Raw genomic sequence first — 15,836 nt, 5'->3', positions numbered from 1 at the left:
GGCCGAGGCACCATGGATAGATTTGACTACGTGATCATCGGCGCAGGCTCCGCCGGTTGCATTCTCACCAGCCGGCTGAGTGAAGATCCCAACACCAGCGTCTGCGTGCTTGAAGCGGGGCCGAGCGACTGGCATCCCTACATCCATCTGCCGGCGGGTTTCATCAAGACCTTCCATATGAAGAGCATCAACTGGGCCTACCAGCAGGAGGTCGGGCCTTACACCGGCGGGCGCAGCATCTACGCGCCGCGCGGCAAGACGCTCGGCGGTTCGTCCTCGATCAACGGCCACATCTACAACCGCGGCCAGCGGATGGATTTCGATACCTGGGCGCAGATGGGCAATCGCGGCTGGGGCTATGCCGACGTGCTGCCCTACTTCAAGCGGCTCGAGAAGCGGGTCGGCGAGGGCGACAACACCTTTCGCGGACGCGACGGCAAGCTGACCGTCACCACGATGGACTGGCGCGATCCGCTCTGCGAAGCCTTCATGGAAGGTGCAGTCTCGCTCGGCATTCCCCGCAATCCCGATTACAACGGCGCTATCCAGGAGGGCGTCTCCTACTGCCAGCGCACCATCGACAAGGGCCTGCGCGTGTCCGGCTCGACAGCGTTCCTCAAGCCCGCGATGAAGCGGCCGAACGTGCATGTGCATACGCATGCGCACGCGACCGAGATCATCTTCGAAGGCAAGCGCGCTGTCGGCGTGCGCTACACCAAGGGCGGCCGTGGCGGCACGCCGATCGAAGTGCGCGCCAACAAGGAAGTCATCCTCTCCGGCGGCACCTATAATTCGCCGCAACTGCTGCAGCTCTCCGGCATCGGCTCGCCCGATCTGCTGAGCGCCCACGGCATCCAGGTGCGCCACGCACTGCCGGTCGGCGAGGGCCTCCAGGACCACTACGCTCCTCGTACGGTGGCGCGCGTAAAAGACATCAAGACCATCAACGAGCTTCGTCGTGGTTTCTCGCTTTGGATCGAGGCGCTGAAGTGGGCGACCACGCGTCGCGGCCTGCTGTCGCTGTCGCCGACCATGGTCTATTGCTTCTGGCACTCCGGCGAGAGCGCGGACAGTTCCGACCTCCAGCTCACCTTTACGCCGGCGTCCTACAAGGAAGGCGTGCAGGGGCAGCTCGAGGACGAGCCCGGCATGACAGTCGCGTCCTGGCAGCAGCGCCCCGAGAGCCGCGGTTACGTCCGCATCCGGTCGTCAGATCCGTTCGCGCCCCCGATCATCCAGACCAATTACCTGGACGCCGAGCTCGATCGCCGCGTCATCGTCGGCGGCATGAAGCTCGCGCGCAACCTGCTGAAGTCCGCGCCGCTGTCGCCCTACTACGCCTACGAGGATTTCCCCGGCCCGAATATCAACACCGACGACGAGTTCCTGGCCGCCGCCACCGAGCGTGGCACCACCACCTTCCACCCCGGCTGCACCTGCCGGATGGGACCCGCGGATAGTTCGTGGGCCGTGGTCGACGACCAGCTCCGCGTCCATGGCCTCGAGGGCCTGCGCGTCATCGACGCCTCGGTGATGCCGCGCATGATCTCGGCGAACCTCAACGCATCCACCATGATGATCGCCGACCGCGCCTCGGACCTGATCCGCGGCAAGGCCCCGATGGAAGCCGCGCGCATTCCGGACGCGGCGGTGGCGTGAGCCGATCCTCGCGGGATGGGTTTCGCGGCGCTCTACCCATCCTGCGAGTTTGAGGTTGCCCGTCGGACAAAACACCCCGCGCCCCGTCAAGCCCTTCCGGCAAAGATATTCCACTTTACCGAAATTCGGAATTGCGGCATAACCGAAGCAGCCCGGCCCGAGGAAAGAGGGGCGTCTCGCCTGTCGTTCGAAACGTGGGCCGGGTTGCGGTGGACGCGGCAGCGTTGGCGCGAGGGGTGCGGGCAGGGCGGGTAGTCCCTGTGAGCCCGAGACCCGCGTGTGAACGAACGGCGCTGTCAAGTTCGTCTGGCCGGCATTCCTTCGGCGCGTGTGCACACTGCCGAAGGACCCTGTGGCGTCGATGAACGCGCGTACGGCAAAACCGTGTGGTCCCGGCCGTCGTCGCTACGGTCAAGCCTTCGCGGAGATGTGGAGCGTCCAACCGGATCAACCACATCGGCAATTCGCGGGGCGAGGGAGGCCAGAAGGAATTCGGCTCCCGGGAGAGCACGGCATAAACCGTCAAGCCACTGCGCAGGGAAGGCCGTGTGTTCGGCTTCACCTGTATGCCGCTGTGCATTTCTCATTGCGCTACACGCGCACAGCGGACCGTGGGTGCCAGCCGGCACCCGGCCTTCCCTGCGCCCTCTGTTTGCAGAGGGTGCGAGAGATGAAGCAAAGCTCGGGTGGGATCAGCCGCGAGGATGCGAGGGCGTGTCTGCGATTCAAAGTACGTGGCGGAGGGGCGAGGCTGCTGCCTCTCGCTCCGTCATTGCGAGCGCAGCGAAGCAATCCAGAGTCTTTCCGCGGAGGGGTTCTGGATTGCTTCGCTGCGCTCGCAATGACGATGTGGAGAGAGTGAATGCTTCCTCAATGTCGTCCTGGCTTTCGCCAGGACGACACCGAGAGCGTGGCTAATTGTGCGCCCTCAAACTTCCCTTCGGCTCAAGAACGCCAGCCGCTCGAACAGGTGCACGTCCTGCTCGTTCTTGAGCAGCGCGCCGTGCAGCGGCGGGATCAGCTTGCGTGGGTCGCGTTCGCGCAATTGCTCGACGCTCATGTCTTCGTTGAGCAGGAGTTTCAACCAATCCAGAAGCTCTGACGTCGAGGGCTTCTTCTTCAGGCCGGGCACTTCGCGCACCTCGAAGAAGATGCGCAGTGCTTCCTCGACCAGGCGCTTCTTGATACCGGGGAAGTGGACGTCGACGATGCGGCCCATCGTGTCGGCGTCGGGAAACTTGATGTAGTGGAAGAAGCAGCGGCGGAGAAACGCGTCCGGCAGCTCCTTCTCGTTGTTGGAGGTGATCATCATGATCGGGCGCTGCTTGGCCTTGATCGTCTCGCCGGTCTCGTAGACGTGGAATTCCATGCGGTCGAGCTCGAGCAGCAGATCGTTCGGGAATTCGATGTCGGCCTTGTCGATCTCGTCGATCAGGAGCACCGGGCGCTGCTCGGCGGTGAAGGCCTCCCACAGCTTGCCGCGCTTGATGTAGTTCTTGATGTCGGACACGCGGGCATCACCGAGCTGGCTGTCGCGCAGACGCGACACCGCGTCGTATTCGTAGAGGCCCTGCTGCGCCTTGGTGGTGGACTTGATGTGCCAGGTCAAAAGCGGAGCGTTCAGCGCCTTTGCCACTTCCTCCGCCAGCACGGTCTTGCCGGTGCCGGGTTCGCCCTTGATGAGGAGCGGGCGCTCCAGCACGATCGAGGCATTGACGGCGACCTTGAGATCGTCGGTCGCAACATAGTCCTTGGTGCCGGTAAATTTCATTGCGCGTCCTTGTTGTCGCCGGCCCGGACATTGCCAATTTCATGGCCCCGGTCGCGATATGGGAACGGCCGCGCGCGGCGGCCGTTCCTGGTTCGGTCAGGCTTTCAGACCCGTCTTATCAGCGAAAGGATGACCAGCACAATCACCGCGCCGATCGTCGCATCCACGATGGCGCCGATGGTGCCGGTCGCGAGTTCGATGTGCAACTGGGGCAGCACCCAGCCGGCCACCAGGGCGCCGATGATGCCGACGACGATGTTGCCGATCAGTCCAAATCCCGCCCCGTGGACAATCTTGCCGGCAAGCCAGCCGGCGATCGCGCCAATGATCAGCGCCGCGAGAATACCCATTGCAAAACGTCCCCAAACCAAGCCTCAACCGGTGCAATTCTAGAGCAAAAAGCCTCTCGGTCCAGACCTTGGCGGTGGGCTGCGCCCCTTGACGTTCGCCATCTGACGGGCAATCTGTCACCCATGTTCCTGCAATTCTTTACGTCTCTGCGCGATGCGCAGGTCCCCGTGACGCTGCGCGAATACCTCACGCTGATGGAGGCGCTCGACGCTGACCTCAGCGACTATTCGGTCGAGAATTTCTACTATCTGTCGCGAACCTCGCTGGTGAAGGACGAGCGCAATCTCGACAAGTTCGATCGCGTCTTCGGCACCGTGTTCAAGGGGCTCGAAAGCCTGCTCGACGCCATGGAGAAGGCGGAGATCCCCGAGGAGTGGCTGAAGAAGCTCGCCGAGAAATACCTCTCCGAGGAAGAGAAGAAGCAGATCGAGGCCATGGGCTGGGACAAGCTCATGGAGACCCTGAAGAAGCGCCTCGAGGAGCAGAAGGGCCGGCACCAGGGCGGCTCGAAGTGGATCGGCACCGCGGGCACCTCGCCGTTCGGCGCGCACGGCTACAATCCCGAAGGCGTCCGCATCGGCCAGGAGAAGAACCGCAACAACCGCGCCGTGAAGGTGTGGGACAAGCGCGAGTTCAAGGATCTCGACGGCAATGTCGAACTCGGCATCCGCAACATCAAGGTGGCGCTGCGCCGCCTGCGCAAGTTCGCGCGCACCGGCGCGCCTGACGAACTCGATCTCGACACCACCATCCGCGAGACCGCAAACCACGGCTATCTCGACGTTCACATGCGCCCCGAGCGCCGCAATGCGGTGAAGCTGCTGGTGTTCTTCGACATCGGCGGCTCCATGGATTCGCATATCGAGCAGGTCGAGGAGCTGTTCTCGGCGGCGAAGAGCGAGTTCAAGCACATGGAGTATTTCTACTTCCACAACTGCCTTTATGAGGGCGTGTGGAAGCAGAACAAGCGCCGCTTCACCGATCGCACGCCGACCTGGGACGTGCTGCACAAATATCCGCACGACTACAAGGTCGTGTTCGTCGGCGACGCCTCGATGTCGCCCTACGAGATCATGGTGCCCGGCGGCTCGGTCGAGCATGTCAACGAGGAGCCCGGCTCGGTCTGGCTCGACCGCATCATCCGCACCTATCCGCACACGGTGTGGCTCAACCCGGTCGCGCAGAAGCACTGGGACTATTCGGAATCGACCACCATCATCAAGCGCATCTTCGCCAACCGCATGTACCCGATCACGATCGAGGGACTCGAAGGTGCGATGAAGGAATTGACGCACTAGCCACGCGCGCCTGCGAAACACGACAAGAGGGAGAAGCACATGCCCCAGAACATCACCCGCGGCATCAAGGCGCTGATCGACGAGGCCAATGCCGAGATCGAGACGCTCACCGCCAAGGACGCCATCGAGATCTCCAAGAACGGTGACGTCGTCATCGTCGACATCAGAGACCCCCGCGAGATCGAACGTGACGGCCGCATCCCCGGCGCGTTCTCCTGCACGCGCGGCATGCTGGAATTCTGGATCGATCCGCAGAGCCCGTATGCGAAGCCGATCTTCCAGGAAGACAAGAAGTTCGTCTTCCACTGCGCCGGGGGCCTGCGCTCGGTGCTCGCAGCCAAGACTGCAAAGGACATGGGCCTGACGCCCGTCGCGCACATCGCCGGCGGCTACGCTGCCTGGCGCGATGCCGGCGGTCCGACGGAAGCGTGGGAGCCGAAAAAGAAAGCTTAGATTGGACGCTGACAACCAGCCACTACGTCATGCCCGGGCTTGTCCCGGGCATCCACGTCTTTGCCGCTCGTAAGAAAGAACGTGGATGGCCGGGACAAGCCCGGCCATGACGACGAAGAAAACTGCCGGAGCATGCCGATGACCACCGCCACCGATCCCCTCGTCTCCACCGAATGGCTCGCCGCCCACATCAGCGACGCCAACGTCAAGGTGCTCGACGCAAGCTTCAAGCTGCCGGGCGTGTTGCCGCTGCCGAAGGATGACTATCTCGCCGCGCATCTGCCTGATGCCGCGTTCTTCGACGTCGATGCGGTGTCGGACCATTCCAATCCGCTGCCGCACATGTATCCGAGCGCCGAGCAGTTCGGCCGCGACATCGGCAATCTCGGCATCTCCAACGCCGACACCGTCGTGCTCTACGATGCAGGCGGCTGGGTCGCAGCGCCCCGCGCGTGGTGGATGTTCCTGGCGTTCGGCCACGGCAATGTGCGCATCCTCAATGGCGGCTTGAAGAAGTGGCGTGCCGAGGGACGTCCGGTCGAGAGCGGCGAGGTGAAGCCGAAGGCTGCGACGTTCAAGGCGAACTACGATCCGAAGCGCGTGCGGAGCATGCAGCAGCTGATCGCCAACGTCGAAAGCCGTGCCGAGCAGGTGATCGACGCGCGCGCCGCCGATCGCTTCGAGGGGCGCGCGCCCGAGCCGCGCGCAGGCATCCGCTCCGGCCATATCCCCGGCGCGCGCAACGTGCCCTACGGCCAGCTGTTCGATGCCGCGAGCGGCACGATGAAGCCGCTCGAGGATCTCCGTGCCGCCTTCGCGAACGCCGGCGTGAAGCTCGATGTGCCGATCGTCACGAGCTGCGGCACGGGCGTGTCGGCTGGCGTGCTGACACTCGCGCTCTATCGCATGGGCGTGACCGATACCGCGCTCTATGACGGCTCGTGGTCGGAATGGGGCCAGGAGAAGGGCCCGCCGATTGCGACGGGGCCGGCCTAGGATCAGCGCGTGCGGCTGGCGCTCGTGGCGAGCGTCTGCTGTTGCTGACCGAACGGATCGAGCGCCTGCTGAAGTTGCTGAGGCGGCGGGCGCCGCACGATGCGGTGACGCTTCTTCGGCTTATGCGCGCGCGGCTTGCTCTCTGGCGTGGCGCTAGCGGCCTTGGGTTTCGCCGGCGCGAGTTCGTTCAGCGCGGCGACTCTGGCGGCTGCAAGGTCGCTCACGCGCGTTGCCAGCGCCGGCGTCGCGGTGCGCGGCACGTCGGTGGCGCTCATCGCCGGGGCCGGGATTGTCGTGGCGGTGGAGACGGTCGTGTCGGCCGGGGTGAGTGTGTCAGTGGGCGCGGGAGCCACAGCCTCGCGAGCAATTGGGGCCTTGGCCGGCTCAGGGGCTGGTGCTGCGGCGGCGAGCGGAGCCGTCTCGACAGGCGGGGTGATGACAGCAACCTGGAACTCGGGCTGGGCTTCGAGCGTCACTGCGGCCATCTGCTCGGGGCCGGTCTCGACCGCGGGCAGGCCAATGCTCGGGACCTGGTCCTGCATCACAGGCGCCGCCTCATCGGCCACCGGCGGGGCCGGCTCCACGCGCAGCGCCGCGAGCACCGGCTGGGCCGGTTCGGGGCTTTGCGCGAACACCTGCTCCTGCGGGCCATTCCGCCAGGAGGGGTTGTTGACATACTGCTCGTGGCTCGCCCGCAGCAGCGAAGTGGCTCCCAGGCCGAACACCAGGATGGAGGTAGACAGCAGGATCGCGGCAAGCAGGAAGCGAAAGCCGGGAAGCATTGACGGGTTACGTATTTCCGCCCGGCGTGTGGCCAGGGCCCATGAGCCATCTGAACGCGGTGACATTACTGGATGCCGCGTTCGCCACGCGGGATTTGAGGGCAAAGGGGTGGCGAATCAGGCTGATTCGACCATATCGCAACGTCTCTGCGCCGTTCCGCAAAAATCGGAGCCATAACTCCGGCAATCTACGGCGTGATGCGATTTCCGCCCCGTGATGCAACGGGGCAACTGTGTGCGATTGCATCACAAATCGCTAAGTCAGGCACAAATCAGCAGGTTATGTCTTGAATGTGCCGCTATCTTCGGTCATCTGGCCGTTGACGGCTCGGACGGGGCCCGGGGACTAATCAAGAGCGATGATGATCAAACATTTTCTGACGATATGCGCTGCCGCAACAGTCGCTGCGGCGGGAACCTCGCTTGTGCACGCCCAGAGCTATCCGGTTCAGCAGGTGCCGAGCTACGGCGCTCCTTCCGAATATCGGCCCGGCGACCGCACCCCGAATTTCGACTCGCTGGAAGACGATGAGGATGCGGCGCCGCAGGCCTCGCTGCCACCCCCCGGCCCGGCTGAGGATCCGCGCTACGGCCGCCCGGCCGGCGCTCCTCCGGTCTATTCGGCTGCCCCGCCGCAGGGCCCCGTGATGTCGCCGGACGATCCGCGCTATGGCCGTCCGGCCGGCGCGCCGCCGGTTTATTCCGCCGCCCCGCCGCAGGGGCCGGTGATGTCGCCCGATGATCCCCGCTACGGCCGGCCCGCCGGTCCGCCCCCGGTGATTTATGGCGATCGTTCTGGCCAGGCGCCCGCTGGCGACGGCATGCGTCCGCCGGAAGCCGTTGGCGGTCCGGCCGCGACCGGCGCGGTCCCGCCGCAGCCCGGTGCCGACGGCCGTCCGATGTCGGTCGCCTCACTGCCGCCCGAGGAGCAGCCTGACGCCGCGCCCGCGCAACTGTCGCCGAACCTGCGCCGCCAGGAGGTTGCGTTCCAGACCAAGGAGCCGGCCGGTACCATCGTCGTCGATACCCCGAACACCTACCTCTATTACGTGCTCGGCAATGGCCGCGCTATCCGCTACGGCGTCCGCGTCGGCCGCGACGGCTTCACCTGGACCGGCGTGCAGAAGATCACCCGCAAGGCCGAATGGCCGGATTGGCATCCGCCGGCGGAAATGATCGAGCGCCAGCCCTATCTGCCGCGCTTCATGGCCGGCGGCGAAGGCAATCCGCTCGGCGCCCGCGCCATGTATCTCGGCTCGACCGTCTACCGCATTCACGGCACCAACCAGCCCTCGACGATCGGCAAATTCGTGTCGTCGGGCTGTATCGGAATGCTGAACGAAGACGTCTCGGACCTGTTCGATCGCGTCAAGGTCGGCACCCGCGTGGTGGTGATGCCCGGCAATCCGCCGCAGGCAACCGCGTCGGCCGCGCCCGGTCCGGCTCCGATGGCCGCCCAGGCGGGCCCGGTCCCGGGTACGCAGCCGACGGTCGTGCCGCCGTTACCCGCGCCGGTTACCGTACGCTAAGCGCTTCGCGACAACTCAGATTGCAAAAGGGCGTGCCATTGGCACGCCCTTCGTCGTTCCGGGTCTGGGTCGCGTCAGCCGAGCTTGCGCGGCAGCTCATTGCCTTTGGTGAACGCGTCGATCGCCTCGACCATCTGGCCGTAATGGATACGCAAGCCGTCCTCGGTCGCGTAGCCGAGATGCGGCGTCAGCACGAGATTGTCGAGCTTGCGGAAGGGATGGTCGACCGGCAGCGGCTCGACCGAGAACACGTCGATGCCCGCGCCCGCGATCTTGCGCTGCTGTAAGGCCTCGAGCAGCGCCTGCTCGTCCACGATCGGCCCGCGCGCGGTGTTGACGAGGAACGCGGTCGGCTTCATCCGCGCCAGATCCGCGCGGCCGACAAGGCCCCGCGAGCGATCGCTCAGCACCACATGGATGGTGATGATGTCGGCCTTGGCGAACAGTTCCTCCTTGGTGGCGTAGCCGACGCCGGCAGCAGTGCACTTCTCCTGCGTGAGGTTCGGGCTCCAGGCAATCACGTTCATGCCGAACGCCTTGGCGATGCCGGCCATCTTGGTGCCGAGCTTGCCGAGGCCGACGACGCCAAGCGTGAGGCCCTCGATCTCGACGCCGGCGAAGGTCTGCCAGGGCTCGCCCGCATGCATGCGCGCATTCTCGCGGCCGATGCCGCGGGTCAGTTCCAGGATCAGACCCATGGTGAGCGGCGCGGTCGGGTCGCGCGAATATTGCGTGCCGGCGAGCGCGACGCCCTTTGTCTTCGCGGCCTCCATGTCGATTGCGGCGTTGCGCATGCCTGACGTGAGCAGCAGCTTCAGCTTGGGCAGCTTGTCGAACAGGCTTTTGGGGAACGCCGTGCGCTCGCGCATCGCGCAGATGATGTCGAAATCGGCCAGCGCGCTCGCCGCGGCCTGCTCGGAGGCAAAGGGATGGCTGAACGCGGTGGCGTCGACACGGTCGGACAGCTTCGACCAGTCGGCGACGTCGAGGGCGAGGTTGAAATAGTCGTCGAGAATTGCACAGCGCAGCCGCGTCATCAGCATCTATCCATGGCGAGAGGTGAGGCGCCAAAGGGGGGCGCCATCGTCGGAACCAGGCCATGGTTGCGCGCAATCAGCTTCCTGCGCAAGCAGTCAGGGTCTTCAAAAATCCGATAGGGGAGAACGGCTCAGAGGTTGCGGGGCTTCAGCCGGATCGGCGCATCCATGCCGTGCTTGGCGCGCCAGGCAGGACCCGGGCCGCGCATGTAGTGCAGCTCAGGCCGGTAGGGGCTGAAGGCCGTGGCGAAGAAGCGCCTCCAGAAACCCTTGACGTCGGAGACGAGCGTGGAGGCGCGGCGGGCTCCCGCCGGAACGGGAAGGGAATGGGTCTCGATCAGAGCCATAATGGGCCTCGCTGTGCTCCCGTTCATTCTGAGCGGGTGGCGCTGTTTCCGCGCGAAAGCGAGCTTTGGCCTGATTTATTAAAAGATGGTTTCAATTGTCCGGATCGGGGTCCGGATGGTGACCGACTGGTATTCATCCGTGGTGAACGGAGGGAAAACATTGCCCTTTGGGGGCGGGATCGCTACATCGGCGGCAAGCAAAACTCCTCAAATTGAAGGTTTCACGGGACCGATGGCGCGCCAGTTCGTCTACTTCATGGAAGGCCTGACCAAGAGCTACCCGACCCGCAAGGTGCTCGACAACATTCGCCTGAGCTTTTACCCGGATGCCAAGATCGGCGTTCTTGGCGTCAACGGCTCGGGCAAGTCGACGCTGCTCAGGATCATGGCGGGCCTCGACAAGGAATATACCGGCGAGGCCTGGGTCGCCGAGGGAGCCCGCGTCGGTTATCTCGAGCAGGAGCCGCACCTGGATCCGGCGCTTTCTGTCCGCGAGAACGTCATGCAGGGCGTCGCCAAGCAGAAGGCGATCCTCGATCGCTACAACGAACTCGCCGTCAATTATTCGGACGAGACCGCCGACGAGATGACCAAGCTTCAGGACGAGATCGAGGCCCAGGGCCTCTGGGATCTCGACAGCAAGGTCGACCAGGCCATGGATGCGCTGCGTTGCCCGCCGGACGATGCGGACGTCACGAAGCTCTCCGGCGGTGAACGCCGCCGCGTCGCTTTGTGCCGTCTTTTGCTCGACCAGCCCGAGCTTTTGCTGCTCGACGAACCGACCAACCATCTCGACGCCGAGTCGGTGTCGTGGCTGGAAGGTCATTTGCGCAACTATCCCGGCGCGATCCTGATCGTGACCCACGATCGCTACTTCCTCGACAACGTCACCGGCTGGATCCTCGAACTCGATCGCGGCAAGGGCATTCCCTACGAGGGCAATTACTCGTCCTGGCTGATCCAGAAGCAGAAGCGGCTGGAGCAGGAAGGCCGCGAGGACGCCGCACATCAGAAGACGATTGCGCGCGAGCAGGAATGGGTCGCGTCCTCGCCGAAGGCGCGCCAGGCCAAGTCCAAGGCACGCTACCAGCGCTATGAGGAGCTGCTCAAGCAGGCGAGCGAGAAGCAGACCCAGACCGCGCAGATCATTATCCCCGTCGCCGAGCGTCTCGGCGCCAACGTGGTCGACTTCGAATCCCTCAGCAAAGGCTATGGCGAACGCCTCTTGATCGACGATCTCACCTTCAAGCTGCCGCCCGGCGGTATCGTCGGTGTGATCGGCGCCAACGGAGCCGGCAAGACCACGCTGTTCAAGATGATCACCGAGCAGGAGACGCCGGACAAAGGCACGATCACGGTCGGTGAGACCGTCCATCTCGGCTATGTCGACCAGTCGCGTGATGCGCTCGACGGCAAAAAGACCGTGTGGGAGGAAATCTCGGGCGGCAACGAGCTGATCCTGCTCGGCAAGAAGGAAGTCAACTCGCGCGGCTATTGCTCGTCGTTCAACTTCAAGGGCGCCGACCAGCAGAAGAAGGTCGGCGCACTCTCGGGCGGTGAACGCAATCGCGTGCATCTGGCGAAGATGCTGAAGTCCGGCGCCAACGTCCTGCTGCTCGACGAACCGACCAACGACCTCGACGTCGACACGCTGCGTGCGCTCGAAGAGGCGCTGGAGGATTTCGCCGGCTGCGCCGTCATCATCAGCCATGATCGCTGGTTCCTCGACCGCATCGCGACCCACATCCTGGCGTTCGAAGGCGAGAGCCACGTCGAATGGTTCGAAGGCAACTTCCAGGATTACGAAAAGGACAAGATGCGTCGGCTCGGCCAGGACAGCATCATTCCGCATCGCGTGAAGTACAAGAAGCTGACGCGGTGATCGCGGCATGATGCGGCGGGCGCTCATCGCGGCGGTGATCGTGCTCACCTGCGGATGGTCGTCCGCCCGTGCGGCCGACGCCGCCTTCGCGCAGTTCATCGCTTCCCTCTGGCCGGAGGCGCAAGAGGCCGGCGTTTCGCGCAAGACGTTCGACGAACAGACGCGCGGGCTGGAGCCTGACTACAAGCTGCCCGATCTGATCCTGCCCGGACGCCCGGCAACCGGCGCGCCGTCGCAGGCCGAGTTCGTGCAGGTGCCGGCTGACTATGTCAGGGAAGCCTCGATCGCCAATCTGGCGGGCGAGGGACAGCGGCTGCTGCAAAAATACAGCGCCGCGCTGACGAAAATCGAGAAGAGCTCCGGCGTGCCGGCTACGGTCATGCTCGCGATCTGGGGACGCGAGACCGATTACGGTCGCTATACGCTGCCTTACGATCTCGTCCGCGTACTGGCAACGCAGGCCTATGTCGGCCGGCGCAAGGATACCTATCGCAACGAGTTCATCCTCTCGCTGAAGATTCTCGGCGAGGGCGTGGTGACGCGCAAGGACATGCGCTCGTCCTGGGCCGGCGCCACCGGGCTCACCCAATTCCTGCCATCCGAATATTACAAGCATGGCGTCGATTTCGACGGCGACGGACGCATCGATATCTGGCACTCGGTGCCGGATGCACTGGCCTCTGCCGCGCAGCAGCTCGTCAACAAGGGTTGGCAGAGCGGCGTGCGCTGGGCCTACGAGGTGAAGGCGCCGGCGACGGTCGATTGCACGGCTGGTGTACCCGAGGTGACCAAGCCGATCGGTCAGTGGCTGCGCGAGGGCTTTGTGCCGGTCCGTGGCGAGAAACTCAGCGTCGCCGCGCAGGCGCAGCCAGCTTCGCTGCTGCAGCCGGAGGGCATCTATGGTCCGGCGTTCCTGACCACGAAGAACTACTTCGTCATCAAGGAGTATAATTTCTCCGACCTCTACGTGTTGTTTGTCGGCCATCTCAGCGATCGCATGACGAGCCCGCAGCCGTTCGCGACGCCATGGTCGGCCTCGAAGCAGCTGCGTACGAAGGATGTCGAGGCAATGCAGCGCGGGCTGACACGCGTCGGGCTGTACAAGGACAAGATTGACGGCAAGGCCGGCATGCAGACACGCGCGGCGCTTGGCGCCTATCAGAAGTCCGCTGGGCTCAAGGTCGATTGCTGGCCGAGCGAAGCGGTGCTTCGCGCCATTCAGGCGGCGCGCTAGCGGCTCTTCAAAAGAAAAAAGCCCGGCCGATGATCTCGGCCGGGCTTCGATCGCAGCGCCTCATCAGCGCCGTGAGATCAGCTCAGTAGCAAACGCGAACCGGGCGAACGGTCCAGCCGTAGCCGTCCCAATAGCGCTGGCGCTGCCAGTAGCAGGGCGGGGGCGGCGGGCCGGGCTCGGCCACGTACACCGGTCCACCGTAAGCGGGACGGCTCGACGCGATGGCGCCGCCGATGATCGCGCCGCCGAGCAGGCCGGCGGCAATGCCGACGCCGACACCGTCATGGGCCTGGGCGGACGGCGTGGCGGTCACCAGCGAACCGGCGATCGTCGCAACCGTGAGGGCGGCAACAATGGTCTTCTTCATGCTCTTGGCTCTCCTGGGAGAAGGACGTCCCTTGTTAGGAGCGCCCGGGGTTCAAAGGTTCACGCAGACTCTGATGGAATTGGCCTTGCAGCTAGGAAGCGCGCAAATGGTCAATCCACGGTAAACGCGCACGGAGCTGTGACGAGAAAAAGCGGTCTTTTTCGGGCCCGAAGATGAACGGCGGATCCGTAGTGAACCGGCCCAATGGAATCGGTCCAACCGAAGCGGCTTAACGCGCCTCAGCCGCAGACCCGGACGCGGCGGACACGCCAGGCATAGCCGTCCCAGAAGCGCTGCTTCTGCCAGACACAGCCGCCACCGTAATAGTCGTCGGCGACGTAGCCGGGACCCGGCGCATAGTAGCGAGGCGGATAGTAGCCGGGGCCGTAACCCGGGCCGTAAGCATAGCCCGGTCCGGGCCCGTAATATTGCGGGGAGGCCAGCGCACCGCCGACGATAGCGCCCCCAATGATTCCGGCTGCAACGCCGGCCGCAACACCGCGCTGCGCGTGGGCGGGCGTTCCCACGGCCAAAACCAGGGTGGCGACGGCAGCGACTGCCATAAGCGACTTCTTCATTGGACGACCCTTCACAGGAAAGCGCGGAACTTTTGCGGCCAAAGTTCCATATTTCGCTTGAATGATCAATGAACGGCGCCTTGGCCGAGCGCGACCAATTGGTGAAATCACGGTTTTCAAGCCTGGGAGACGACGATGAACGTCCTGACCAATGCCCTGATCGCCTTGGGCGCCGTCGGCGTGGTTGGCTATGCCCTGATGACCCACTTTCAGAACCGCGCGCCGCGCCCGCGCGCGAGGGCAGGCGGCAACGGCGGAAGCAGCGACGGCTATTCGGATACGACGAATGACGGCTTTTCGCTCGGAAGCTGGTTTTCCAGCGACAGTTCAGGAAACTCGACCGACAGCGGCAGCTGCTCCGCTAGTGATAGTGGCAGCAGCGGCGGAGACTGCGGTGGCGGAGGCGATAGCGGCGGAAGCGGGAGCGGCGATTGAGCCCACTTCGGTATCATCTCGATGCAGCCCAACTCCCTGTTTAGAGCCGTTCCAGGCAGTATCCGAGCCAGTTTGGAATAGCTTGAAATACCGGTTTTTCCCTTTGCATCCGGACGGCCCCTTAAATATCGATGATGAAGCATCACCGAAGGGCCTACCGCTTCCATGATCGTTTGTTCCTGTAACGTGCTGAGCGATGACGACATCCGCGCCGCCGTCGCCGAGTCCGACGATGCCGTGCGTCATGCCAAGCAGGTCTATGGATGCCTCGGCTGTAGCGCTGAATGCGGCCGCTGCGCGCGGACGATCAAGACCATCATCGACGAGGCGCTTGGCCCCTGTGCGCAGTCCTGCTGCACCGGTTGTCCGCACAGCCACGCGGTGGCTGCGAATGATGAGATCGCCGAACCCGCCCAGTTCGCTCTCGCAGCCTGCTGAGAACTTCCACAACACGATCGAGCTTTTCCTCTGGCTGCGTCCCCGTAGCCGGTTGCCCTCGTGTTTAATCTGATTTAGAAGCATTCTAAAGTCGGATAGGGCCGATTTGGACTGCAAGAGCTGGAGTGAACCATGCAGGGCGACGCAAAAGTCATCGACTATCTCAACAAGTCACTGCGTCACGAACTGACTGCAATCAACCAGTACTGGCTGCACTACCGCTTCCTCGACAACTGGGGCCTGCTGGACATGGCCAAGGTCTGGCGCAAGGAGTCGATCGAAGAGATGGAGCACGCCGACAAGCTCACCGCGCGCATCCTCTTCCTCGACGGCTTTCCGAACATGCAGGTGCTCGATCCCCTGCGCATTGGTCAGAACGTCAAGGAGATCATCGAGTGCGATCTCGCGGCTGAAATGAGCGCACGCGCGCTCTACCAGGAAGCTGCGACCTACTGCCATGGCGTCAAGGACTACGTCACCCGCGACCTGTTCGAGAAGCTGATGAGCGACGAGGAGCACCACATCGATTTCCTCGAAACCCAACTCGATCTGATCGGCCGCATCGGCCTCGAACTCTACACCCAGAAGCACGTCGGCGGGCTCGAGGGCGAGGGGCACTAAGCTCCAGCGTCAGCCGCGTATTCCATGTCGTCCTGGCGAAAGCCGGGACGACATTTTT

17 protein-coding genes are annotated in these 15,836 nt (G+C 64.1%); 10 read left to right on the top strand and 7 right to left on the bottom strand.

Annotated elements, in window-relative coordinates; all coding sequences use genetic code 11:
* The first annotated feature begins 12 nt into the window (after positions 1 to 12).
* A complete protein-coding gene (locus JQ631_RS23110) occupies positions 13 to 1,659 on the top strand; it encodes a GMC family oxidoreductase (RefSeq protein WP_212329545.1) in 1,647 nt (548 codons plus the stop codon).
* A gap of 928 nt (positions 1,660 to 2,587) precedes the next feature.
* Here JQ631_RS23110 and JQ631_RS23105 read toward each other — a convergent pair.
* Positions 2,588 to 3,430, bottom strand: a complete 843-nt coding sequence (locus JQ631_RS23105; RefSeq protein ID WP_008140272.1) for an AAA family ATPase — start codon at positions 3,428 to 3,430, stop codon at positions 2,588 to 2,590.
* Between the two features lie 104 nt (positions 3,431 to 3,534).
* A complete protein-coding gene (locus tag JQ631_RS23100) occupies positions 3,535 to 3,780 on the bottom strand; it encodes a GlsB/YeaQ/YmgE family stress response membrane protein (protein ID WP_212329543.1) in 246 nt (81 codons plus the stop codon).
* Between the two features lie 123 nt (positions 3,781 to 3,903).
* On the opposite strand from JQ631_RS23100, the gene JQ631_RS23095 reads away from it, so the two are divergent.
* The 3 genes from JQ631_RS23095 to sseA all read left to right on the top strand — a co-directional run bounded on the left by JQ631_RS23095 (position 3,904) and on the right by sseA (position 6,528).
* Entirely contained in the window at positions 3,904 to 5,079 is a 1,176-nt protein-coding gene (locus JQ631_RS23095) for a vWA domain-containing protein (RefSeq protein ID WP_212329541.1), read from the top strand.
* Positions 5,080 to 5,118: 39 nt separating this feature from the next.
* Entirely contained in the window at positions 5,119 to 5,532 is a 414-nt protein-coding gene (locus JQ631_RS23090; protein WP_212329539.1) for a rhodanese-like domain-containing protein, read from the top strand.
* A gap of 138 nt (positions 5,533 to 5,670) precedes the next feature.
* The gene (sseA, locus tag JQ631_RS23085) at positions 5,671 to 6,528 is read left to right on the top strand and encodes a 3-mercaptopyruvate sulfurtransferase (protein WP_212329537.1); all 858 of its coding nucleotides are present in this window, start codon (positions 5,671 to 5,673) and stop codon (positions 6,526 to 6,528) included.
* Positions 6,529 to 6,530: 2 nt separating this feature from the next.
* Here the strand turns inward: sseA and JQ631_RS23080 are convergent, their stop codons facing one another.
* Entirely contained in the window at positions 6,531 to 7,310 is a 780-nt protein-coding gene (locus JQ631_RS23080; RefSeq protein ID WP_212329535.1) for a hypothetical protein, read from the bottom strand.
* Between the two features lie 359 nt (positions 7,311 to 7,669).
* Between JQ631_RS23080 and JQ631_RS23075 the strand changes: the two genes are divergently transcribed.
* Positions 7,670 to 8,839 carry a L,D-transpeptidase gene (locus tag JQ631_RS23075; RefSeq protein WP_433995523.1) on the top strand — a complete coding sequence of 390 codons (1,170 nt, stop codon included), beginning with the start codon at positions 7,670 to 7,672 and terminating at the stop codon, positions 8,837 to 8,839.
* A 74-nt stretch (positions 8,840 to 8,913) separates the two neighbouring features.
* Here the strand turns inward: JQ631_RS23075 and JQ631_RS23070 are convergent, their stop codons facing one another.
* Positions 8,914 to 9,876, bottom strand: a complete 963-nt coding sequence (locus tag JQ631_RS23070; RefSeq protein ID WP_212329533.1) for a D-2-hydroxyacid dehydrogenase family protein — start codon at positions 9,874 to 9,876, stop codon at positions 8,914 to 8,916.
* Positions 9,877 to 10,007: 131 nt separating this feature from the next.
* Positions 10,008 to 10,223, bottom strand: a complete 216-nt coding sequence (locus JQ631_RS23065; protein ID WP_212329526.1) for a hypothetical protein — start codon at positions 10,221 to 10,223, stop codon at positions 10,008 to 10,010.
* A gap of 232 nt (positions 10,224 to 10,455) precedes the next feature.
* Here JQ631_RS23065 and ettA point away from each other — a divergent pair, with 232 nt between their 5' ends.
* Positions 10,456 to 12,105: an energy-dependent translational throttle protein EttA gene (ettA, locus tag JQ631_RS23060; RefSeq protein WP_212329524.1), complete on the top strand. Its 1,650-nt coding sequence runs from the start codon at positions 10,456 to 10,458 to the stop codon at positions 12,103 to 12,105.
* Positions 12,106 to 12,112: 7 nt separating this feature from the next.
* The gene (locus JQ631_RS23055) at positions 12,113 to 13,339 is read left to right on the top strand and encodes a lytic murein transglycosylase (RefSeq protein ID WP_212329515.1); all 1,227 of its coding nucleotides are present in this window, start codon (positions 12,113 to 12,115) and stop codon (positions 13,337 to 13,339) included.
* 82 nt (positions 13,340 to 13,421) lie between these two features.
* Here JQ631_RS23055 and JQ631_RS23050 read toward each other — a convergent pair whose 3' ends face one another.
* Both JQ631_RS23050 and JQ631_RS23045 read right to left on the bottom strand, forming a co-directional pair.
* Positions 13,422 to 13,706, bottom strand: coding sequence for a hypothetical protein (locus tag JQ631_RS23050; protein WP_027529399.1), 285 nt, complete (start codon positions 13,704 to 13,706; stop codon positions 13,422 to 13,424).
* A gap of 239 nt (positions 13,707 to 13,945) precedes the next feature.
* The gene (locus JQ631_RS23045) at positions 13,946 to 14,284 is read right to left on the bottom strand and encodes a hypothetical protein (protein WP_212329513.1); all 339 of its coding nucleotides are present in this window, start codon (positions 14,282 to 14,284) and stop codon (positions 13,946 to 13,948) included.
* Between the two features lie 135 nt (positions 14,285 to 14,419).
* On the opposite strand from JQ631_RS23045, the gene JQ631_RS23040 reads away from it, so the two are divergent.
* The 3 genes from JQ631_RS23040 (at position 14,420) to bfr (ending at position 15,778) form a co-directional block, all read left to right on the top strand.
* Positions 14,420 to 14,719 (top strand): hypothetical protein, encoded by a 300-nt coding sequence (locus JQ631_RS23040; protein WP_212329511.1) that lies wholly within the window; start codon positions 14,420 to 14,422, stop codon positions 14,717 to 14,719.
* A gap of 165 nt (positions 14,720 to 14,884) precedes the next feature.
* Positions 14,885 to 15,157: a (2Fe-2S)-binding protein gene (locus JQ631_RS23035; protein ID WP_212329508.1), complete on the top strand. Its 273-nt coding sequence runs from the start codon at positions 14,885 to 14,887 to the stop codon at positions 15,155 to 15,157.
* A 132-nt stretch (positions 15,158 to 15,289) separates the two neighbouring features.
* A complete protein-coding gene (gene bfr / locus JQ631_RS23030; RefSeq protein ID WP_027529403.1) occupies positions 15,290 to 15,778 on the top strand; it encodes a bacterioferritin in 489 nt (162 codons plus the stop codon).
* The last annotated feature ends 58 nt before the right edge of the window (positions 15,779 to 15,836 follow it).

Source organism: Bradyrhizobium manausense (genome assembly GCF_018131105.1).
Taxonomy (GTDB): domain Bacteria; phylum Pseudomonadota; class Alphaproteobacteria; order Rhizobiales; family Xanthobacteraceae; genus Bradyrhizobium; species Bradyrhizobium manausense_B.
Note: the sequence above shows the minus strand (reverse complement) of the source record. Positions and strands in the feature narration are given on the sequence as shown.